Annotated in this window: 15 protein-coding genes; 11 read left to right on the forward strand and 4 right to left on the reverse strand. The window is 56.1% G+C overall.

The features are described from left to right. The first annotated feature begins 43 nt into the window (after positions 1-43). The 8 genes from ACSQ3H_RS09890 (at position 44) to ACSQ3H_RS09925 (ending at position 12,924) form a co-directional block, all read left to right on the forward strand. Positions 44-1,315, forward strand: coding sequence for an alpha/beta hydrolase (locus ACSQ3H_RS09890; protein ID WP_436119402.1), 1,272 nt, complete (start codon positions 44-46; stop codon positions 1,313-1,315). A gap of 12 nt (positions 1,316-1,327) precedes the next feature. Next, positions 1,328-3,196, forward strand: a complete 1,869-nt coding sequence (locus tag ACSQ3H_RS09895) for a mechanosensitive ion channel family protein (RefSeq protein ID WP_436116897.1) — start codon at positions 1,328-1,330, stop codon at positions 3,194-3,196. Positions 3,197-4,936: 1,740 nt separating this feature from the next. Next, the gene (locus ACSQ3H_RS09900; RefSeq protein WP_436116898.1) at positions 4,937-5,095 is read left to right on the forward strand and encodes a hypothetical protein; all 159 of its coding nucleotides are present in this window, start codon (positions 4,937-4,939) and stop codon (positions 5,093-5,095) included. Beyond that, the gene (locus ACSQ3H_RS09905; RefSeq protein WP_436116899.1) at positions 5,092-5,814 is read left to right on the forward strand and encodes a hypothetical protein; all 723 of its coding nucleotides are present in this window, start codon (positions 5,092-5,094) and stop codon (positions 5,812-5,814) included. Before ACSQ3H_RS09900 ends, ACSQ3H_RS09905 begins: the two co-directional genes overlap by 4 nt. Next, positions 5,811-8,033: a Mu transposase C-terminal domain-containing protein gene (locus ACSQ3H_RS09910; protein ID WP_436116900.1), complete on the forward strand. Its 2,223-nt coding sequence runs from the start codon at positions 5,811-5,813 to the stop codon at positions 8,031-8,033. The genes ACSQ3H_RS09905 and ACSQ3H_RS09910 overlap by 4 nt, the downstream gene beginning before the upstream one ends. A gap of 4 nt (positions 8,034-8,037) precedes the next feature. Beyond that, a complete protein-coding gene (locus ACSQ3H_RS09915; RefSeq protein ID WP_436116901.1) occupies positions 8,038-9,195 on the forward strand; it encodes a TniB family NTP-binding protein in 1,158 nt (385 codons plus the stop codon). After that, positions 9,192-11,078, forward strand: a complete 1,887-nt coding sequence (locus tag ACSQ3H_RS09920; protein ID WP_436116902.1) for a TniQ family protein — start codon at positions 9,192-9,194, stop codon at positions 11,076-11,078. Before ACSQ3H_RS09915 ends, ACSQ3H_RS09920 begins: the two co-directional genes overlap by 4 nt. A 485-nt stretch (positions 11,079-11,563) precedes the next feature. After that, a protein-coding gene (locus ACSQ3H_RS09925; RefSeq protein ID WP_436116471.1) for an IS3 family transposase occupies positions 11,564-12,924 on the forward strand; the annotation gives its coding sequence in 2 pieces (ribosomal slippage) (positions 11,564-12,044 and positions 12,044-12,924; 1,362 coding nt in all). A gap of 96 nt (positions 12,925-13,020) precedes the next feature. Here ACSQ3H_RS09925 and ACSQ3H_RS09930 read toward each other — a convergent pair. Beyond that, positions 13,021-15,417, reverse strand: a complete 2,397-nt coding sequence (locus ACSQ3H_RS09930; protein ID WP_436116903.1) for an arylsulfatase — start codon at positions 15,415-15,417, stop codon at positions 13,021-13,023. Between the two features lie 375 nt (positions 15,418-15,792). Between ACSQ3H_RS09930 and ACSQ3H_RS09935 the strand changes: the two genes are divergently transcribed. After that, on the forward strand, positions 15,793-17,175 hold the full coding sequence (locus ACSQ3H_RS09935) for a M20 family metallopeptidase (RefSeq protein WP_436116904.1): 1,383 nt from the start codon (positions 15,793-15,795) through the stop codon (positions 17,173-17,175). 279 nt (positions 17,176-17,454) lie between these two features. Here the strand turns inward: ACSQ3H_RS09935 and ACSQ3H_RS09940 are convergent, their stop codons facing one another. Next, positions 17,455-18,003 carry a DUF1003 domain-containing protein gene (locus ACSQ3H_RS09940; protein ID WP_436116905.1) on the reverse strand — a complete coding sequence of 183 codons (549 nt, stop codon included), beginning with the start codon at positions 18,001-18,003 and terminating at the stop codon, positions 17,455-17,457. Continuing rightward, positions 18,003-18,464: a GNAT family N-acetyltransferase gene (locus tag ACSQ3H_RS09945; RefSeq protein ID WP_436116906.1), complete on the reverse strand. Its 462-nt coding sequence runs from the start codon at positions 18,462-18,464 to the stop codon at positions 18,003-18,005. Before ACSQ3H_RS09945 ends, ACSQ3H_RS09940 begins: the two co-directional genes overlap by 1 nt. Before the next feature lie 125 nt (positions 18,465-18,589). On the opposite strand from ACSQ3H_RS09945, the gene ACSQ3H_RS09950 reads away from it, so the two are divergent. Beyond that, positions 18,590-18,754: a hypothetical protein gene (locus ACSQ3H_RS09950; RefSeq protein WP_436116907.1), complete on the forward strand. Its 165-nt coding sequence runs from the start codon at positions 18,590-18,592 to the stop codon at positions 18,752-18,754. A gap of 84 nt (positions 18,755-18,838) precedes the next feature. Here ACSQ3H_RS09950 and ACSQ3H_RS09955 read toward each other — a convergent pair whose 3' ends face one another. Continuing rightward, complete coding sequence (locus tag ACSQ3H_RS09955; protein ID WP_436116908.1) at positions 18,839-20,509, reverse strand: Na/Pi cotransporter family protein; 1,671 nt, start codon at positions 20,507-20,509, stop codon at positions 18,839-18,841. A gap of 372 nt (positions 20,510-20,881) precedes the next feature. On the opposite strand from ACSQ3H_RS09955, the gene dnaG reads away from it, so the two are divergent. Further along, entirely contained in the window at positions 20,882-22,837 is a 1,956-nt protein-coding gene (gene dnaG, locus ACSQ3H_RS09960) for a DNA primase (protein ID WP_436116909.1), read from the forward strand. The last annotated feature ends 236 nt before the right edge of the window (positions 22,838-23,073 follow it).

Genomic DNA, 23,073 nt, shown 5'->3' on the forward strand with positions numbered 1-23,073 from the left:
TCTGAAGTGCCCTGCAATTTATGGTCGACGCAATCAACGGCAGCTGTCTAGAGCGCTGCGATGCGCCGTGATTTGTACGGTTGGAATTGTCCTGTCGGGATGCGCGGGGCGACCTAAGAACGTGTTGTTGCCTGTTGCCGAGACATCCCCGGGGGCAAGCAAGGTTGAAATGCTGGTAACGACAACGCGAAGCCGTTCCAGCGTCCCTGGTCAAATGTTCAGCGGCGAGCGCGGGTTCGCACCTTCCTTTGCCGATATAACGGTATCCATTCCGCCGAGCAAAGTGCGAAAAGTCGGTGAGGTCGCGTGGCCAAAGAAGCTTCCCTCCAACCCGGCGACGGACTTCGCGGTTCTGAAAGCCGATGCACTGACGTTGGACGGAGCAAAGTTACGGCTGAATGCTTTGGTCAAGAAAAATCCGGATCACAGCGTCATTGTGTTCATTCACGGATTCAACAACCGCTTCGAAGATTCCGTCTATCGTTTCGCACAGATCATGCAGGATTCGGGCATACCCAACACGCCACTTTTGGTTACGTGGCCTTCGCGCGGTAGCCTGCTCGCATATGGGTATGACCGGGAGAGTACGAACTACACGCGCAATGCCCTCGAAACGCTGTTTCAGTATCTGGCGAAGGATCCCGAAGTGAAGGATGTCTCTATCCTGGCACATTCCATGGGAAACTGGCTCGCTTTGGAATCCCTGCGGCAGATGGCGATCCGCAACGGCAGACTGCCCCCCAAATTCAAGAACGTCATGCTTGCCGATGCCGATGTCGATGTTGATGTATTCCGTTCCCAAATCGCCGACATGGGACCACAGCGCCCCAAGTTTACTCTTTTCGTTTCCCGTGACGATCGCGCGCTCGCCCTGTCTCGGCGAGTTTGGGGAGATATCCCGAGAATAGGCTCCATCGACCCGGAACAATCTCCATACAAAGAGGAATTGGCTGCGAACAAGATCGCCGTAATCGACCTCACAAAAATCAAAGCGGGCGATAGCCTTCATCACAGCAAGTTCGCCGAATCCCCACAGATCGTACAACTCATCGGTGCACGCATCTCACAGGGCCAAACTCTGACCGACAGCAGGGTCGGGCTCGGCGACAAACTTCTCGCAGCCACGACCGGAACGGCGGCGGCAGCGGGGAGTGCAGCCGGATTGATCCTTTCCGCCCCGATCGCTGTCGTCGACCAGAACACCCGGGAAAACTACGCAAATCAAGTGGCAGGATTGAGCGGAGTGAAGAGCGGTGCAAAACGCACAGCTAATGACTGTAGTGCCACACCCACCTCGACCAAACGATGCGATTAGAAAGGGTCCCGTGTGAGTGAAGAAACAGTGGTGGACCTCGATGTCAATTCGGCCATAGCGGCCGTTGAGCGGGTTGCCGAAGGCTTTGCGGCCGGTCTGCACGCGCGATTTTCTGCTTTGTCGGAGCTACCCAACGAGTGGGATAGCTTGCTGCACTCCATGGCGGCAGTCTCGACATCGCCTTTCTATCTTTTCTCCGCAGTCGCTCTTGTGATCGCACTCACTGCAGGCACGCTTCTTATACTGGAGCGGCAAGTGAAAATCAGGCACGACGCAAGTGCGGGCGGTCGAAAATTTGCAATGGACGTGGCAGCAGCTGCCGTTGCCCTCGCAGTTGGCCTTATTGCCGCCAGGTTCCTTGCGCCGCCTGGCCTGCCTTTGCGGACGCTCAGATTGTGGTCTGTTGCGACGATTGTCGTGTATGGCGTTTTGTGGCTCACCCGACTTGTCTTGATGGCATGGCGGCGGCCTGATGTCCGCCGCCATTCCTTCCATATGCTGGCGCTATCCCGTGATCTGTCGATCGCGATCTGCTGGGCGATAGTCGGCATCGCCCTCGTCACGACGTTGCAGATTTGGGACGCGGCACCTGGTCTGAGGGACTTGACGCGCACGGTTTTGATGGCGGTGCCGACCTACCTCCTGCTTGCGTGTGTCGTGTGGCATCACAAACGCACAATGGCCAGTGCCGTGGCTGGTCCGCGCCCGAGAAGTCACTGGCGCAACAGACTTGCCAGGCGCTGGCCTGCGATCAGCATCGGCTTCCTCCTCATTACATTCATCAGCAGTCAAGCAGCGCTCACGATGGGGACGCCGCTGCCTGGATCGGCGGTCATAGTGACAGTCCTCATGCTGCTTCTGACACCCCATCTTGATGCCATGATCGCCAATTGGGCGCAGCGCAAACTGGAGGCGGACCATATTTCCGTTCCAGCAGCGGCAGCGCGGCAGACAGCCCGCTTCACCATTCTCATAGGCACAGTTGCCATGGTGGGAACCCTGTGGGCAACGCCGCTTGCCATGGGATTGGGCTTCCAATTGCGAAACGTCACGCGCGAAGCATTCGAAATCACCGTGATCGCGCTTTTGGCCGCATTCCTATGGAACATTATCGGTACAGTGACGAGCCGTGCCCTGCAGGGAGCACATCCTGCATTAGCTGCCGATGGCGCGCTGGACGCCCCCCGATCAAGGTTGGGAACAATTGTCCCGCTGATCAGCGCGGTGGGAAAATCGAGCATTCTCGCGCTGGCGCTCCTCTCGGTCCTGATATCTTTTGGTGTCAATGTCTGGCCATTGATCACGGGTCTGAGCGTTTTTGGCCTAGCCATCGGTTTCGGCTCGCAGACGCTTGTGAAAGATGTTGTTTCCGGCCTTTTCTTCCTGATCGACGATGCCTTCCGTTTTGGCGAATACATCGAAACTTCAGGTGCCAAGGGAACCGTCGAGAAGATTTCGATACGGTCCGTGTCGCTGCGCAGTTCGCGCGGGTCAATTGCGACTGTGCCATACGGGCAAATAGGGAAGATCCAGAACTTCAGTCGCGACTGGGTCATCGAAAAGCTGACATTTCGGGTTGCGTTCGACACTGACGTCGAATTGGTGCGCAAGCTCTTCAAAAAAATCGGACAGGACATTGCCGCAGACCCGGAACTCGCCCCAGACCTAATCGAACCGTTCAAGAGCAAGGGCATCGGCGACGTCGAAGACGGGACGCTGATCATCAGGGCCGCGTTTACGGCGAAGCCCGGCAAACAATCAATGATCCGCAGGACAGTCTTGAGGGCCGTGCAAAACGCATTTCGTGAGAACAATATTCAGGCGGTGCCAAAACCAATGACGGCCACGGCTGAACCAGAAACCGCCGCAGGGCAGGGTTGAGATGAACGCGAACTTTGGTTCCGCCATTCCCATCAGGATTTATCGACCTGCGGTAGGTCATGTCGTGACCATCCAGTAGCATGCAACCCAATTGCATCGGCCACCGATAACTCAACTATGCCAGTGTGATCGCGGACCCTGGGGGAATGTGGCGCAGGTAACCGAGCTTTAGTTCGGTCAATGGAACGCGTGGGGGATGCGAGTAGCGTTGGACAAAGCGGTCAAGGACCTGGGGCCTTCCGCTTCGAGTGGTTATCTCCACAGTTTCCATGTCGTATTCCTTCTTATGATTTGAGCGAGGATCTTCCTCTGATACATATTTCGAAAGTTCTCTAGCGGACGAATCTGAACCTTCAGAGGTTCCCGGCTGTTAAAGTCAGGGAAACGTCAAAAGCAACGTCGCCCGGACCAAGGTCGAGTGCTGGGACAACCCATCCGGAGATCGGATTTACACGTGCGAACCACATCGCTGACAAACTGGATGTCTCCAAACGAAGTTGGATACGGCTCAACGTGCAGTGCAAGCTGTTGATTTTAATAGAACTTGCATTCCTCACAGTTTGTTGTTCCGGCAAGTTAAGAATTTGCGAGACTGTTAGAATAATATTCTACGAGAAGCCGCTTTCTGGGTCATTTGTTTTTGAAGAGTTTTTGGCATCCCGGCGCAAATTGCGATTTTTTGTCAACAATTTAAAAAGGATAGAGGGGCTAGCCATGGAGTGCAGAGTGGGCGCACAAGAACAGCCTACTGCAAAGATATTCTAGGATTCGAGAAACTTTGTTAAGAATTTAGCGGTTTACTGACCTTAGAACCGCTCGCTGCGAATCCTAGACGGTCAACGTCAACTCGAACCGAGGGTCTATGTGGGTGCGCGAGTCAACAAAGAGAACGTATGTGCTCGACGTAAATAGAGATCTCAGACTGTCTGTCATCGCTCCCGTCGGCTCGGCAAGCCCTCGAGCCCGACAGAAAAACTTTTCCCGGACGGTCGGAAAGGCTATCCACCGCCAAAAACGAATAAGGCCACCTCATCGGTGACCCCATCCGCGGTCCGTCTGTCGAGGACGGTCCAAACTCCACCTTAGCTCACTACCAAAGAAAGGAGCAGCACTATGGACTAGCGCCAACAAGGAGTCTGACGCCAAAAGGTTTACAATTCCTTACGACCTCTCGTGGCAGACGCTTGTTCGTCGTAGTCAAGGAAGCGGGTTGGGAACGCGTCGGAAAAAGTGTTTGACATCCCATGGTTTGTTCTCTATTTGTTCGCCTTCGCGGAGCCAGATGGCCAGCGAGGACCTGATCGATATACAGGACACCCAGGCGATGACACAGTTTCTGATAACTGGACCAATAGGCGTCATACGCATCGTCTAGAACGGCGGGCACAGCACATGCGTGCTCCGTTCTAGACCTCCAATCTCCAATCTCACATCAGTCTTCGGCGTGGCCGTAACGTGGTCCATGATTGCCGGTTGTTGCCGTGCGTCAGTCCGATTTCTGGTCCAATTGATCAGGGGTATGCATGAAAATCCTCACAACCATCGCTTGCCACCCGAAGTTGTTTGGCTCCGTTCGAATACGGCGCTGAATACCTTCGGCTGAACTTCAGCCTCATCCACACTCCCTGGATTTGAACTCCGTTTTCATGTGAGCGGCTGATCCCGCTCGGCTGCGGCTCAAATCCAACTAAGCATCCAACCTGGTTCTAAGCGGAGCTGGGAACGGGAAAGGTATGTCAAATGCGTATCGACAAATCCGAACTTACTGACGCGCAGCCGTTGAGCTTCGATGAGCTGAAAGAACTTTTGTCCGAAGCGAGGTGGCTCGGAGCACTCTGGGAAGAGTTCGACGACACCGATTTTCCTCTCTTGTCCAAAGAAGAGGAGCCGGAAACATGAACGCGCCTTTCGTCCATATCAAAAAGCGCGCCGCAAAGGTCGGGCGTCGACGGGTGCGCATCACCCGCGGCAAACCCTCCGCGTACATTGGCAGCGGATTTGTGCCGTCTGTTCTTGCTGGCGACAAGGGACAATGTATCTGGTTTGAGGGCGGTCTCGAGCGCGAGATGCTCGTGCAACTCAACACCGATCCAGACATTGTGAACATTGACGGCCACGCACCACCCTTACGCTGGACGGACGGTCTCTACTGGCATGAATTCCGCCCGCAATATGTCGTCCAGCGTCGCAATGGTCTGAAATCGATCGTGGCGATTCAATGGGGGGCGGTCGTGCTGAAATACGGTCTCAGGGAAATTCTGGGCCTGATCGAGCCGTTTGCACGGGCGCAAGGCTATGACCGCATCGAGCTCTGGACTGACAGCCAAATCAGAAACCCGGTCCGCATCGCCAACTCCAACCTCCTGCACAGCGTCGGGTCCGAGGAATTCGAGCCTGCTTTGCTGGAACGCATTCTTCAGTGTGCCCACAAGCTGGGCCGAGCCACCACAATCGGCGAAATCCGACAAAACATGGGACCCCAGGAGCAGCTCTTCAGGGCGGTCGCCAAGCTTATCTGGAGCACGAAATTGGTCGCCGACGATCCCGGACGATTGATCGACAACAAGCTGGGCGTGACAGCCCTTACCCTTCTCAAGAACAACGGACAGGTCAAATGAAACATCAATGGCAATTCATTCCCAACGACGAACTAAGCATGGACAACAAGTACGTCCCGCATCTCATGGCTCAGCAAGGCGACGCCTTCATCATGGATGGAGGCTGGTACGGAGTGCTGGAGCGGGACAAAGATGGCGTTTTGTTGATCTCCAAGGACGGCTCCCAAGTGAAGGTGAAGAAGTCGCACGGGGAGCTGTTCGCCCTTTATTTTGGCGGGCGGTTGCAGATCAAAAGGGCGACCTTCGGGAGGGTATCTCCGGTCATCGCAGACGGTCTGACGAGGCCCCTGGCTTCGTACGAGAAATCCGAGATCGAGATCGCGCTGATGAGGCTGGAATACTGCCGGATCGCCCGTCGACTGCAGGAAAAGGGAAAAGGCAACAGAAGGGCGGACGGCGGGTACACGCGTGCCGCCCGCATCACGGCCTTCCTCCGGCGTCGCCAAAAGGCGGCGGAGTTGAAGCTGCCGTTGAACATGGTGGGACTGGAATACGTCGGCGGCTCGACCCTGAAGGAATGGTACCAGCGTTGGGAATCCAGCGGCTACATGCTGGTGGCGCTCATTCGTCAGAACGGCAACAAGGGCGTACGGGGCAGCAAGCTGAACGAAGAAGTCGTTGCAGTCGTCAGGAAATACATCTGCGAACGCTACCTCACCCTGGAATGCCCCCCAATGTCGGCGGTCCGAGAGGGAATTTGTTGGGAAATCCAGCAAATGAACAAGTCTCGCGATGGGCTGAACCTGCTCCATGAACCGAGCGTGGACTCGGTGACGAAGTGGCTCAACGACAATTTCGATGAGTTCGACATCGTCGCCGCCCGCAAAGGGATGAAGGTTGCAATCGAAAAATTTCGCCAGATCAAGCGTGCGCCGGCGGGTCTGTGGCCCATGCACACCGTCGAGATCGACTACACCTGGCTTGATCACTTCTGCGTCGACGACCGCGGAAATCCCATCAACGGAACTTGGGAAAAGTCCCGGCCCTGGATCATCGCCGCGATCTGCACGCTGACGAGAATGATCGTCGGATATTACATCACGTTCGAAGCTCCCTCGTGGGAATCGGTGATGCACTGCCTGCGGCACATGGTGCTGCCGAAGAAGATCGACGCCAGTTACGGAATCCAATCTCCCTATCCATGCTTCGGGATTTGCGAGATCCTGCGGATGGACAACGAGCGGGCCTTTCGATCCCACTCGATGCAGATGGCGGCTGGAAGCCTTGGATTTGTCGCAGACTACGGCCCGGCGGGACAGTCGAGACTGCGCGGCAAAATCGAGCGGTTCTTTCGGACTATGAACAAAAGCGCATTTGCGTTCGTCCCCGGCAAGTCATTTTCAAATCCCGGAGAACGGGGCGACTATCAGAGTGAAGCGAGGGCGACCTACACCTTCAAACAGCTTCGCAAACACATGGCCATCTGGATCGTGGACATCTACCACAACTCTCCCCATAGCGGACTGATCGGGATGACCCCGCTTCAGAAATGGGAAGCCACAAGAGAATTGGGCGTGAAATTGGCTGAACGGGTGGAGGACCTGGACGCCGTTCTCGCCCTGACCATTCAGCGCACGGTGCAACGGCAGGGTATCCGTTTCCTCGGCCTTCGCTACCAGTCGAACGACCTCAAGAAATTCTTGGACCGCCGCAACGGGAAGGGGATGGAATACGTGGTCAAGGCGGATCCGGAAGACTTGTCCATGTTGATTGTCATGGACGATATCGAAAAGAAGTGGATCTACGTCCCCTGCACGACACCGGAGCTGGTGGAAGACGTCTCCCTGACAGAATGGAAGCGAATTTGCATTCTTGCCCGTCAAATGAACGCCGGCATGGCTCCGTCGCGGGTAATTCTCCTCGAGGCGCGTCATCGACTGGACGACGAAGCTGCTCGAAAAGGCGCGCGCCCGACTAAACGCGTGCAGGTCGAGGAATTGGACTGGTTCCGTGAAAACCCGGACGACGTCGTCTTCGACAACACCATCGACGAGGAAACTCCGAAGGGTAAACGCTCGCTTAAGGCAAAAACCCATGGCGAATTGCCTGTCGCCGACGACACCAACGCCGATGTTCTGAGCTCTGACGGCCCGGTTCCGTCAACGCGGAGCGACGACGTTGTTGATGCTCCGGATATCGCATCTGCCCCGATTTCCGATCCGGAATATCAGACTGTCATCAAGGTCGACTTTGACGACCCCGAGAACTGGGAGGATTGAGAACGTGACCTTGGACATTCACAAGACCTCCGCCAGCGCCCGAGTTCTGCCATGGACGCTGTCGGAGGAGGATGCCGGAGTGGTGCAGCGCTTGCGCCAAATTCACAATGCCCACTGCACCAACGGCAACATTCGGCGCGTCGATCACGAACTGGAGAAACTTCTCAAAAGAGTTGCGGCGACCTGCCGAACCAATATCGATCCCCCCGACATTCCTCCCAATGAAAAGGAGGGATATGCGATGGTGATCACCGCGCCTTCGTTTGCGGGCAAGTCCCATTGCCTCAACCGGATCGCCAAGGATCCCCGGCTCAAACCCTATATGCTGGATGGGGTTCAACGACTTCCGCTTCTTAGGATCGAGGCTCCTTCACCCTGCGTGCTCAGAACGCTCGGTCTGGAGATTTTTCGAACGCTCAACCCGGCGGCGACCAAAGTCCCCGAGAAGGTCCACCTGATCTGGCATGCCGTCCGCCAGTTGCTCATCGCGCATAGTGTCCTGGTGATGCAGATCAACGAGTTTCACAATGTGATGATCGGCCGGACCCAAACGGAAATCGAGGAACTGGTTACGGCCCTAAAATCGGTCATGGTGGGAACCACGATCGTTCAGCCCCCGGACGGTGAGGACGACCGCACCAGAAGATTGGTCGACGATCAGGGCGAACTCTATCCGGTGTTCTTGATCCTGGCGGGCACGCCTTCAACCAAAGAGGTCACGAACAACCGGACCACCGAACACTTTGTCCAGTTTTCGAGGAGATGTGTCGGAGTCGACTTCAGGGAAATTCCCGCCCGCCGCGACGAGGAGGGGAGGCCGAAATTCGTCGGGATGCCGGAATTTTTGAGCACTGCCCAAAAAGAGATGGGCCTCGAAACCGATCCGCGCCTGGAGACGATCGATATGCAGAAACGCTTCTACAAGGCATCTGCCAAGCATTTCGGCCGTGTCATGTGCCTTCTGAAAACTGCGGCGGAGGAGGCGGCGCTGGCGGGAAAGGGTCATGCTCCCTATGAACACTTGGCCAACGCATTCGAAAGGCTTTATCAGACAGGCGACGCCGGCAACTGCTTTTTGGTTGCGGATATCGACAGATGTCCTGCGCCACCAGATCCGCGCTCACTCCGACTCGTGGCTCAGGCGAGAGGGGAACAGCGATGATGGCTCTCCCCGTAAGACCGACGGTCTTTGCCGACGAAGCTGCCTACCTGTTTATGCTTCGTTTGGCGGATCAGGTCGGGTTTCCGTCCGGACGCACCTTCTGCTACGCCCACGGTTTGAATTTTCAGAGCCTCGTAAGCGGGCAGCAATCTGGTAAATTGGCCAAACTCGCCGGACTTTCCGTCGACGTGTTCGATCGATCGACTTTCGTCAGGACCGCGGAAGGGGCGACGCGCATCGGATCGGAAGTTCTTCCCCAGTTCGATTGGTCGCCCCACGCGCTGAAGGTTTGTCCGCGCTGTCTGGAAGAAGATCGCTTCGTTAAAGGCAGACCCGGTGAAAAAACGGAGCACATCCGTTCCTGGTGGATGCTGACACACCTCACCGCGTGTCCATTTCATCGGGTTCGGCTGATCACCGAACCACAACCCGGTTGGGGAAAATTCGAGAACTATCCAATGAGGTTGCTGCGCGACGGCTTTAGAAGCAGGCATCTGTCACTGCATGATTTGCAGATCGTACCTGTCGAGACTGCCGAAGCTGAAAAATACATCCTTGGGCGAATTGGTTTCGCGCCAAGGATTGAGCGGTCCTTCCTAGATGGGATGCCGCTTTCACACGCTATCCGTCTGATGGACCGCATGGGGGCCGTGGCCGCACTTGGGAAGCGTGCTCACACCTTTGGCGGCATCGTGGACCAGAACATCGCTCTCAATCGCGGGTTCGAACTCTTCGGTGGAGAGTGCGAAGGATTCGTTGGAATGCTCGACACGTTGGCACGGGAGGCCCAACGTGTCCGCAGTCATTGGGCTGCGTCTGATGTCTACGGTCGGGCATATCAGTGGCTGAACGAAGTACAGGACGATCCTATTTATCAACCTGTCATCGAGATTGTCAGACGGCACGCTCTCGAAAACATCCCCGTCAGCCCTGACATTCCTCTCTTTGGCCGACCCGTTGGTGAGCGTCAATTGTTCCGGCTGATCCACATTTATCAAGAGTCAGGAGTCCATTGGGACAAGGCGGGAAACATCCTCCGGGCGGTCGGGGAAATCGCTCAGGACGAAACCGATCCAATCTTCAAGCGGGACGAGGCTCTGCGTATTATTGCGTTCCTTAAGGATACGATGAGCCACAACGTGGCCCGCGACTACCTTGGGATGACGATCGCAACAATCAAAAACCTACTGGATGCTGGTTTGGTCGTGCCGAGGATCCGAGCAGGCGAGTCCGGGGTGTCCGAACACGTGTTTCTAAAATCCGAGCTTGATGGAATCGTGGCTAAGGCGAGGGGACGTGCCACCAAAGTCTTCAATGAGCAGACCAGCGTGTTCAAGAACATCATTGGAGCAGCCCGTTATGCATCAACATCGTGCTCCGAAATCCTTCGCATGCTGCTGGACGGCAGGATTTCGTGCGTCGGCATCCTGAAAGGCAAGACAGGATTGGGAGCAATTCTGGTCGACTATAGGTTCGCCCGGCACGCGATCCCGTCCAGACCCGCCGAATATCTCAACATGGACGATCTGCAAAAACATTTGCGTGTGCAGTTTTATACCGCCCAACAGCTTGTGAGACTCGGGTACATCGGAACATGCGAATATCGTGAAACCGTGAGAAAGGGTACGCGGTCCACTTTTATTCATGTCGATGAGGCCAATCGATTCATGAAGGAGTTCGCTTCCGCGCAAGAGATCGCGGAAGCACAGGGCACACATGTTAGAGTTTTGGTTCCAGAGTTGAGAGACCGTGGAGTTTCACTGGCGATGACCAACTCGGATGTCGGACGGTATTATTATCGGCGCGTAGACGTCGAAGGGATTGATCTTCCGAAAGGACGTAGGAGGAGGCGGGGATCGTCGCTCCGTGACGCGGCCACATAATTTTTTTGCCCGAATTTTGCATTGAGTCAGGCTTTCGGCCACGAGGATGCATCTGAGTCAGGCTTCTCCTCGATTCGAGTCAGGCTTTCCACCGAGAACAAAAACCAAAGTGCCCATTTTGCTGGGGTTTTTGTGGGTCACTGAGTCAGCCTTCTGAAAGTGGCTACATTTATAGCCATCAAATGCGGTGCGCGCGGAGCTAACGCGCCAACAAGAAAGTTACCTCGGAGCCGAAGGAGATTTTTGTGTCGCGGCTCCCGGTGCATCCGGCTTCAGATAAACCATCAGGCAACAACAACAGATTACACATCTGTAGCGCATTTTGGATAAAGACGCCGACTATATCGATGATCAGGGCGTACTAGCCGAACTTCGCGATGACCAGAGTGAGTTTGTGCATCGGTGATGCCTTCCATTCCGGAAGGTCAATGCCCCCGTTGCTGAACTGACCCCCGAAAGTTGGACACCAACTTCCGGGGGTTTGCATGTTGAGATATAGCGAAAGTTTGAAGCTATCGATTATTAGCCGGTGCGTGAACGAGAACGAGAGTTACCGTGCGGCAGGCCGGCCTTATGGTATCGATCATTCTACTGTTCGCAGATGGGTAGCGCGCTACAAGGCGCATGGTGCTGTTGGCATTACGAAGAAGAAGCTGAAGCACTACGATGCAGATTTCAAACTATCAGTGCTGCAGCGGATGTGGGAGGATGGTTTGTCCTATCGTCAGACGGCAGTGCTGTTCAATATTCACGGTTCTCAGTGTATACCGGATTGGGAGAAGTGCTATGAGATCGGCGGGATTGATGCATTGACTCCGCGCCGCAGAAGAAAGCCTCGATCGATGCCCGAGCCGCCGGTGCCTAAAGAACCAGACGTTCCACAGAGCGACGAGGCCAAGAGCCGCGAAGAGTTGCTGGCGGAGTTAAATTATCTGCGCATGGAGAACGCCTATCTAAAAAAACTGAAGGCCTTAACGCAAGAACAACCAGTGCTCAGAAAGCACAAATCGTCCAAGCGTTAAGGCCGCTTTATCCATTTGATGAGGTGCTTAAACTGGCAGGCCTTGCCCGCAGTACCTTTTACTACCGGCAGAAAAGATCATCACTGACGAGCAGGTATGCCGCGCTCAAGGAGAAGGTCAAGGCTATCTTCGAGGCTCATAAAGGCCGCTACGGCTATCGTCGGGTAACTGCGGCAATCCGACAGCTCGGGCAAAAGGTCAATCACAAGACGGTACAACGCCTGATGACTGAGATGGGATTGAAGTCGCTGGTGCGTCCGAAGAAATATCGATCATATAAAGGCGGCGCTGGCCAGGTTGCCCCGGACCTGCTCCAGCGGCAATTCACTGCGCACGGAGCCAATCAGAAATGGGTGACCGACGTAACGGAATTCCATGTGAGCGGTGAGAAGCTTTATCTCTCGCCAGTCATGGACTTATTCAACGGCGAAATCGTCGCCTTTGAAACTGCAACGCGACCTGACTTCAAGCTAGTGGAAAGCATGGTGACCAAGGCATTGAGCCGGTTGGGAAACAACGAACGACCAATCCTGCACTCCGATCAAGGGTGGCAATATAAGATGCCGGTCTATCAGCGTCGGCTTCGAACGCACAACATTACCCAGAGTATGTCACGCAAAGGAAACTGCCTCGACAATGCCGCCATGGAAAGTTTCTTCGCCGTGCTCAAATCCGAGTTCTTCTACCTCAGCCGCTTTGACACCATCCAGAGCCTACGGGATGGTCTCAGTGACTATATCCATTATTACAATCATCATCGCATAAAGCTGAAACTGAAAGGACTGAGCCCTGTGCAATACAGAACCCAGTCCTTATTATCCTAGCCCATCAACCGTCTAACCTTTTGGGGTCAGTTCATTGCGAGGGGCACTGGAGACGGGGCTTGCGAGATGCCCCGCACAACAGGACGCGGGAACCGCCTAGATCTGCGGCGGCCCGACCTTCACCGTCAGCTTGTCGAGCGTGCCGGTGAAGCGGAAAGGCACCTGGTAGTCCTTGTCGTCAATGGGCGAGCGGGTGTCGATGCCCACGTCAAAGGATTCGTCGATCGTCGCCACGAACGGGATGGTATGCGGGATCGTCTGCTTGGCGACCTCGGCGCCATCGACGCTCAGGACACCGGTGCCGCCCTTGGCGAAGCCGGGCCCATCATAGGTGAAATCGAAGACGATGCTATGTTTGCCCGGCGTCAGCGCGTCCGTGCCTTCCCAGCGGAACCGCTCCAGCCCCAGAAAGTTGTAGGTGAAGACCGGCTTTCCCTTCAGCAGATAGAGGCCGTAGCCGCCGAAGCGGCCGCCAAGCGTGTTGATCACGCCTTCCCCACCGCCTTCGGAAACCTCAACGTCGGCCGTGATGGTGTAGGACCGGCCCAAGGGGCTAGGTGCGGCGGAGGGCGGCAGGCCGGACAGTTCGCCGGCGTAGGTGAACGTGTCCCGGCCGGCGGTGGCGCTCGGCTGTTGTCCGAAGCGCGTGGCAACCGAGTTGTCCAGCGGGAACACCTGGTACTTCGCGGCCTCCACGAGGAAGAGCTGCTGCATGTCGCGCAGTTTGTCCGGCTCCTTGGTGGCGAGATCATCGAACTGCGAGAAGTCCTTGGTCAGATCGTAGAGTTCCCAATTATAGCCGTCGATCACATCGGGAAGCTTGCCGAGCCCGAGAAGCCACGGCCCGGCTGGCGGCGTGGTCGAGGCGATCCAGCCGTCATGGTAGATCGCGCGGTCGCCGAACATCTCGAAATACTGCGTCGTGCGAACTGAGGGTAGGTCCTTGGCTCCTTTCGACCAGGTATAGGCCATGCTGACACCCTCGATCGGCTTTTGGGCGATGCCGTTTACTGTTTGTGGCGCTTTGATGCCGGTGGCCTCGAGGATCGTCGGCACGATGTCGATCACGTGGTGGAACTGGCTGCGAATGCCGCCCTTGTCGGTGATGTGGCCGGGCCAGGACATCGCCATGCCCTGGCGGGTGCCGCCGAAATGCGAGGCGATCTGCTTGGTCCACTTGAACGGCGTGTCAAAGGCCCAGGACCAGGCGACCGACATATGCGGCGTCGTCATATCGGATCCCCAGGCGTCGTAGTATTTCAGCTGATCCGCGACCGGCATGTTGATGCCCTGGATCGCCGCCAGATCGAAGGCTGTGCCGATGGTCGAGCCCTCTGCGCTGGTGCCGTTGTCGCCCTCGATGTAGATGACTAGCGTGTTGTCGAGCTTGCCCTGGTTGCGAACCTCGTCGATCACCCGGCCGATCTCATAGTCGGCATAAGCGACATAGGCGGCGTAGACCTCGGCCTGACGCGCAAACATCTTCTTCTCGTCGGGAGTCAGCGTGTCCCACTTTGGCAGGTCGTCCGGCCACGGCGTCAGCTGGGTGTTCTCCGGTATCACACCGAGCCGCTTCTGGTTGGCGAAGATCTCGTCGCGCATGGCATTCCAGCCCATGTCGAACTTGCCCTTGAACTTTTCGATCCATTCCTCGGTGGGATGGTGCGGCGCGTGGGTGGCGCCTGGCACGTAGTAGAGGAGAAATGGTTTCTCCGGCGCCGCGGCATCGACCTCGCGCAAGTAGTTGATGGCGTCGTCGGCCATGCCGGTGATCAGGTTGAAGCCGGGCTGGTCCTTCCATGGGAAGATCTGGGTGTGGTCGCGGAAGAGCCAAGGCACCCACTGGTTGGATTCGCCGCCCATGAAGCCGTAGAAATAGTCGAAGCCCATGCCGGAGGGCCACTGATCGAACGGGCCCGACGTCGAATATACGTTGGTGGGGGTGTTGTGGTTCTTGCCGAACCACGAGGTGGCGTAACCGTGGTCCTTGAGGATGTTCCCGATCGTGGCATTGTCCGGACCGATGATCGAATCATAGCCCGGAAAACCGGTGGCTTGCTCGGCGATGACGCCGAAGCCCGCCGAATGGTGGTTACGCCCGGTGATCAGCGCGGCGCGGGTGGGCGAGCACAGCGCGGTGGAGTGGAACTGCGTGTAGCGCAGCCCATCCGCCGCGACCCGGTCGAGCGTTGGTGTCGGGATGACACCGCCGAAGGTGCCCGAGACGCCGTAGCCCGCGTCGTCAGTCATGATCAGCAGCACGTTCGGTGCGCCCTTCGGCGGCACCACGGTGGGCGGCCACCAGGGGGTTGAGTTCTTGGCGTCCAAATTGATGGTCCCGCCGAACGCTGGCGGCACAGCCGGCAGCGACTGGCCGTCGATCGTCGACGTGGCGCTGGATGAACCGGGCGCCCCGGTGACTTCCTGGGCGGCGCCGGGAAAGACGGAAAAACAACCGGCGGCGAGAACCGCGAGGTAGGCGCGCGTTTTCATCGTTAATGCTCCCTGTTGGGCAAATAGCCAAAAAACGGGTAAAGCGAGCGACACCTCCCCGCTCTCAAATGTTCGCTCGTGCGCTGATGAAAGTCCGTAACAGTAAGGCCGGTGTATGCATCAACATAACGATGCGATTGCAAAAGTGTTTCAGACTACTAGCCGCCAGTGAAGTAGGTTACTGTAACATACGCTCCGGCTGGCTGAACGTGGCCGTCGGATCCCGGAACATGACTTCCAGAAGGCGCTACCGCATCTGTGGGCAGCTTTCCTGTCCAAAGCTCCGATTTCAGAGATTGATCTTGCATTGGTACTGGTCCACGATCACCCCAATGATTGTTTGACAGATCTCAACCTGTTGTGGATGCCGGCGACATGACACGAGACACTGCAATCCACCGAGCTTCAGCGCATTTTGATAGCGGAGCCTTTCGCAAGGACCTTGCCCGCCGCATAGAAATGCCGACGGAGAGCCAGAACCCTGAACGCACGCCGGTGCTTACGGAATACCTGACAGGTGAAATCGCACCTGCGTTCGAGGCACTCGGGTTTGCCTGCCAAACGTTTACCAAAGAGGGGCGGCCATTCCTTTTTGCGGAACGTAACGAAGATCCTTCGCGGCCGACTTTTCTTGGCTACGGGCACGGAGACGTGGTCCGTGGTCTCGGTGACGCCTGGGATACAGGCCTTTCGCCCTGGCAACTGACTGAGCGTGATGACCGGTGGTACGGGCGCGGCATCGCCGACAACAAGGGCCAGCATTCCATCAACATTGCCGCGCTTGGCGCGGTGCTTGAAACGCGCGGGAAACTTGGGTTCAACGCCAAGTACCTCATTGAGATGGGTGAGGAGGTGGGTTCACCCGGCCTGCGCGAACTCTGTTCGGACAACAAGGAGTTATTCAGCGCCGATGTACTGATCGCCTCGGATGGCCCCCGGCTTGCGGCATCGCGGCCAACGGTGTTCCTCGGGTCACGTGGTTCAATCACGTTCGATCTGTCGATCGATGCGCGTCAGGGCGGCCAGCATTCCGGTAATTGGGGCGGCGTTCTTTCCGACCCTGCCATCCAGCTCTCCCATGCCATCGCGAGCATCGCCGGCCCCACCGGTCGCATCCGGATCAAGGAGTGGCTTCCTGACCATATCCCAGACAATGTCCGGCGCGCACTCGCCGACTGCGAGCTCGAGAGCGGCCCCGGAATTCCTGAGATCGACACCGACTGGGGTGAACCCGGCCTCGCACCTGCGGAAAAGTTGTTCGGGTGGTGTTCGTTTGCAATTCTTGCCTTCGAGGCAGGAAGCCCCGCGATGCCAGTCAATGCCATCCCACCGAGGGCTTGGGCTCGCGGTCAATTGCGTTTTGTGGTCGGTGTGGACGCGGACAACGTCTTGCCTGCCCTGCGTACCCATCTCGATCACAATGGCTTTGCTCATGTTCGCGTGACCAGGTCGGCCGATGAGATTTTCCACGCTACGCGTCTCGATCCGGATCATCCCTGGGTTCGATGGACGAGCGACTCCATCGAACGGACCACCGGAACCAAGCCTGCCATATTGCCCAATCTCGGCGGTGCACTGCCCAATGACATTTTCTCAGACATTCTTGGGTTGCCGACCGTATGGATTCCGCATTCCTATCCCGCATGTTCCCAGCATGCACCGAATGAGCACCTGCCGTCAGGTCTCATCCGCGACGGTCTGGAGATTATGGCTGCCCTTTATTGGGATTTAGGCGAAACGACCGGTGATCTGAGATAGGTGGCGGGAAGTACCGCCAATTGGCGAAGCCATGCATCGCTTCCGGTTTTTGTGAGTCGGTGAATCAAAATTTTTAGAAATCGCTAGCGTAGAGCTGGTCAATGCGACAATTTGCATAGCTATTATGCAGTTTTGTAAGTTGCCAGATTTTTGTGCGGTGCTATTTTACAGGTGTTGGGTTCTTCTCCTCCCAGATACCCCAACATCGAATGTACTGCACCTCCTCCCGCGGTACATTTACAATCAGGACCGCTGCACCTCCTCCCGCAGCGGTCCTTTTTATTTGGGAGTATCATCGGCCTTTTCAGGCGGCTGTTTCTGGATTGCAAGTTCCTCGACAGCCTCGGTGAGTGTCACCACTTCCTTCTCCCGCATCTGGTCAATCTTCTGGTGCAGCAGTTCGATCTTCTCGTGCAGCAACTCGATCTCGAGTTCGGCTTTGATATTGATACGGTAGTCATTCTCCGCTTCTTTTCGATCGATGTCCTGCTGGCGGTTCTGACTCATCATGATGAACGGCGCGGCATAGGCTGCCTGAAATGACAGCGCGAGATTGAGAAGAATGAACGGGTAGGGATCCCATTCCCGCACATAGGCAGTGACGTTGAGCACAATCCAGAAAAACAGGATTGTCGTCTGGATGATGATGAATGACCAGGATCCCATCGTTGCGGCAACCTTGTCGGCGATCTTTTGTCCCCGTGTGAGCTGGTTTTCGAGGTCGGCAGGTTTAATGTTGCGATCCCGCCGGCGAATTTCCCTTAAATGATGCAGCAGCTTCCGTTCGGTATCCCACAAGCCTTTTTTCACTTCTTCGACATCGGTCATTATTTTATTCCGATCGCTTTGCTCATATTGACGCCTGTCACGCGAAATCCGGAAACATCATAAACATGTTTTGCCCGTGTGTTGTTTTCAGCCACGCGCAACTTGATTTGGGTGAACCCGGTTCTGGCTAGTTCCGATTCCAGGATGGCCAGTGCCTCTTTGCCGTAGCTTTTTCCCTGATGCGCGGCGAAAATATGGAAATCGCTTATGTAGATCGAACGTGCAGGGACATCCGGACGGTACCAGAGATAACCGATGATACTGTCGTCGCTTGAAATGCGATCGATTACACAAAGCAACACTTGCCCTGATGTTTCCACGCCCTGCGGCAGATCCTCATCAATCTCCCGGACCGCTTGCGAGCGAGCTTCGACAGGTGAGAGGCCATAATTGGCAATAATTTCAGCCGCGTAGCCGGGGATGAAATAATCCAGATAGGCCGAATATTCATCGGCACGCATCGGTCTTAATGAGATCATCACGCTGGCCTCTCGTTTTATTGTTCACGCGATCTGTACAGGCAACGTAGCAGTTCGGAACTAGAATGAACTTATCGCGTTCATTGTTGATAGAATGGAGGCGAAAAATGAAAGAACATGGTTGGTCTACTGTCATCGGAATTTTGGCCGGTTTGTCGGTCGGTGCGGGTGTCGGCGAAGCAATGATGGGCAATGTGTTTTTGGGACTGCTTATAGGGTCCGCAATGGGCGCGTTCATAGGGTCAAATACCCACATTCATCGCGATTATTGAACACGAAGCACGCTCGCACAAGCGCGATAATAGCCGCGTGATCAACACGCGGCGATGATGGGCGCATGCGTCCCGCCAAAACGATCAGCTGTGCAAGGCGCGCAAACGTGTGGTGTTCAAAAGGCCCTGTTCTTCGAGGACGGGATAAGCCATGGCGGCCAGCAACGAATTGACCTGTTTCAAATCGCGGATCGTATCGAGGTGAATGGAACTCGTTTCAAGGCTGCGGGTCGTACCTTCACGAAGACGGCGGAAATGCCGCTCGCTGCTTTGCTTTTCAAGATCGCGCAGGTGGTCTTTCTCAAGCACCAGCTGATGGGCCGTTTCGCGATCACGTGATACCAACACATTAAACGCCATACGCGCATTCGTCAGAACCTTAGCGTGGAAGTTGCTGAGTTCCAGCCAGCCCTCATCCGTGAATTTAAGCTTCCGATCCATCTTCTTCTGCACCAGCACCAGCATGTTGCGAACGATGATGTCGCCGACCTGTTCAAGCTTGACGCAGGCGCCAAGCAATTCCTGGGCGCGCGCGACTTCGAAATCGCTCAGCGGCTTGGTCGTCAGTTTGGCGAGGTAGAGTTTGATGGCTGCGTGCTTGCGGTCGACCTTGTCATCAAGGGCCGACAATTCGTCGATGCGCTCCTGTACGGGATGCTCGTAGAGACCGATGATCCCGCGCAACATGATCTCAACAGTTTCGCAGACGCGCACGGTTTCGCGCGTGGCGTTGGCCAGCGCCAGACTCGGTGTGTCGAGCACGCTTTCGTCCAACGCGCTGAGTTCCGCATGATCCAGTGAGCGCGGCTGCTCGATGGGTACATTGAGGGCGACTACAGCTTTGGTGGCCTTGAGCACGAGACTGGAAAGCGGCACGCCGGCAAGCAGAATGATGATATTGAACAGGATATGACCGTTGATCACCTGATCTGCGGGCGTGGAGCCGAGGAAGGCTACCGACGGCTTGAAAGTCAGATAGAGGATCAGGATCACTACAGAACCGGCGCCGCGCATCAGCAGATTGCCCATCGGCACGATACGTGTCTGCGGGGCAGCATTACGGGTCAAAAGCGGCGCGATGAAGGAGGAGCCAAGGTTCACGCCAAAAATCATCACGATGCCAAGTTCCGGCTGGATAAGGCCGCGCGAGGCAAACGTCACCAGCAGCAATACGGCGGCGATGCTGGAATGGAACAGCCAGGTCATCAGCGCTGCAATCAGGAAGGCGGTGACGGGATCAGTGTTGAGATAGCCGACGATCACCGGCAGCAATTCACTGTCGCGCAAGGGTTCGGTTGCTTGTCCGGTCATCTCGAGCGAGAGCACCAGAAGACCGATACCGATGAGGATACGGCCCATTTGCCGCCAGTTGCTTCGTTCGGTCGACAAGAAGATCACCGTGCCTGCAACGAGGCAGAGCGGCACCAGTAAAGTCAGGTCGAAGCTCAGGATCTTGACGACAAGCGCCGATCCGACCTCGGCGCCCCTGACGGCCATGAGTCCCGCGATCCCGCTGACAAAACCGGATCCGACGAAAGAACCGACTAGAAGACTGACAGCCGTCGAGCTTTGCAGGGCGATGGAAAGCATTAGTCCCCACAGGACGGCGAGAACGGGATTGTGCAGGACGCCGCGCAAGCTTTGGCGCATGCGCTCGCCATAAGCGCGCTCGACGCCGGTGCGAACCATGCGTGTTGCCCACAGCAGGAGCGCCACGGCGCCTGCCAGATGCAACAAAATTGCGGAACCGTTCACTTGTTGATGATCCTGACGAGTAGGGAAAACACGGTAATGCAACTACACGATTTTAGTTGCGATTTATTAAGATAACATATCAATCAAAAAGGGAAAAAAATATGTTCCGGCTAAGAAAAAATGTGTCGCTTTTGGCATATTGCAACAATTTTATGATAGTTTTGAATCTGCCAATCGATTATTTGCCGGCTTTGTAAAAGATCAGAGTCCGTCGAGGAGCCATTCGACGCGATGAACAGGGGATGACGTGCTTGTCGGACTTCCGTCGTGTTCTTATTTAATGCAATATGGTTCAAGCCTGATAGATAGAGTTCCAGGCTATCAAAACCGACTTTCCGAAGCGTCAATTTAAAAGAGCGAAGGGCCAGCCGCATGCGATTTCCGCCGTCCTTTCTCGATGAGATCAGGGAGCGTGTACCGATCTCCAGCGTGATCGGAACGCGTGTCTCGTTCGACCGGAAAAAAACCAACGCGCCTAAAGGCGACTTCTGGGCTTGCTGCCCGTTTCATGGCGAAAAGTCGCCGAGTTTCCACTGCGAGGACCGCAAGGGCCGCTATCATTGTTTCGGCTGCGGCGTTACCGGCGATCATTTCCGCTTTTTGACCGAGCTCGAAGGGTTGAGTTTTCCCGAGGCCGTGCAGCGCGTTGCCGATATGGCCGGCGTGCCGATGCCTGCGCGCGACGCCGAAATGGAAATACGCGAGGCCAAGCGCGCCACGCTTTACGACGTCATGGAGATGGCGACCAAGTTTTTCGAAGAGCAGTTGCAGGCAGCTGGCGGAGCCAAGGCCCGTGCCTATCTGCGCGACCGGGGCCTGAGCGCTGCGACACAGCATTCGTATCGTCTGGGCTACGCGCCCGAGAGCCGCAACGCACTCAAGGAACATCTGGCGTCGAAGAATGCCACCAAAGAGCAGATCGAGGCCTGCGGGCTTGTGGTCTATGGCGATGACAAGCCGGTATCGTTCGACAGGTTTCGCGATCGCATCATGTTTCCGATCGAGGATCTGCGTGGCCGGATCATTGCTTTCGGCGGGCGGGCGCTGGCGCCGAACGCTATCGCAAAATATATGAATTCCAACGAAACAGAGCTTTTCCACAAGGGCAAGATCCTTTTCAATGCCTTGCGCGCCAGAAAGGCAGCGCAACCGCAGGCCGGCCAGCCGGCAAAGGCTGTGATTGCCGTCGAAGGCTATATGGACGTCATCGCTCTGGCTCAGGCGGGCTTCACCCAGGCCGTTGCGCCGCTCGGGACTGCATTGACGGAAGATCAGCTCGATCTCCTCTGGCGCATGTCGCCGGAGCCCGTGCTTTGTTTTGATGGTGATAATGCGGGGATCAAAGCGGCGCATCGTGCGATCGATCTGGCCTTGCCCGTGTTGAAACCCGGCTTCTCCTTGCGGTTTGCTGTGCTGCCGGAAGGCAAGGACCCTGACGATCTCGTCAAGAGTTCCGGCCCGCAGGCTTTCCAGGCTGTGCTCGATGATGCACGGCCGCTTGCCGATATGCTCTGGGCGCGCGAGACGGCTGGCGGCGTCTTCGATACACCGGAGCGGCGCGCCGAACTCGAAGCACGGCTGAAACAGATGACGGGGCTGATTGGCGATGAGAATGTGCGCCGCCACTATGCGCAGGATGTGCGCGACCGTATCCAGCAGTTCTTCGGTTCGAACCAGCGCAGCAACAACAACCCACGCGGTAACAACCAGAACGGTTTCGGCCAGCAGAATGGTTACGGGCAGCGGGGCAGGGGCTCAGCCAATGGCCGTCTTGCGGTTTCTGACAGTCTGGCGCGTTCGGTTCTGGTCAAGACCACATCGGCTGCGCCGCCGCTGCGCGAGACCGCTATCCTGATGACATTGTTCAATCATCCGCGTTTGATCGAGGAGGATTTCGAAACGGTGGTGCGGCTTGAATTTAGCCATCCCGATCTGAAGCGGTTTCATACAGCCATGCTCAACGCGATGGCCGAGCACCATGTCGCCAACGGCACCGAGATGCGCAAGGCAATGGTCGATACCAACCATGGTGCATTGATTGAAGCGCTGGAAGCATTGACGCGGCGTGCGCGCATGTGGACCGCGACGGCGGAAGCAGCAGAAGAAGACGCTTTGGAGGCGCTAAAGCAGGCGATTCACTTGCATCAGCGCGCAAGCACACTACATAAAGAGCTGAAAGTAGCTGAAACCGCCTTGGCGAGCGAAGCCACCGATGAAAACCTTAACCGGCTCCTCGATATTCAGAACGATATTCGCAATGCGCAGGCAACTGAAGCGCTGATCGAAGGGTTCGGAATACCGTCAGGGCGATCGGGCAAGGGGTTTTGACCGAATTGATTCGCTTTTTTTCCGCGAATCAGTTGAGTCGGGGTTGACGTGGGTCAATAATGACGGAATCAGAGTGCGCGAATTAAAGATATTTCGTTGACGTTTGCCGGTAAAGCAAAAAAACCGGCAAATTCGGCAGATATGCAGCGTGACGGAATAACAAGGTTAATCCGCCATTAACAGGATTTCGGCTAGTCGATCATTTATACCTTGATGATGTAGGGGAACCGGTGCGC

This window comes from Phyllobacterium sp. LjRoot231 (assembly GCF_964253365.1).
Lineage (GTDB): Bacteria > Pseudomonadota > Alphaproteobacteria > Rhizobiales > Rhizobiaceae > Phyllobacterium.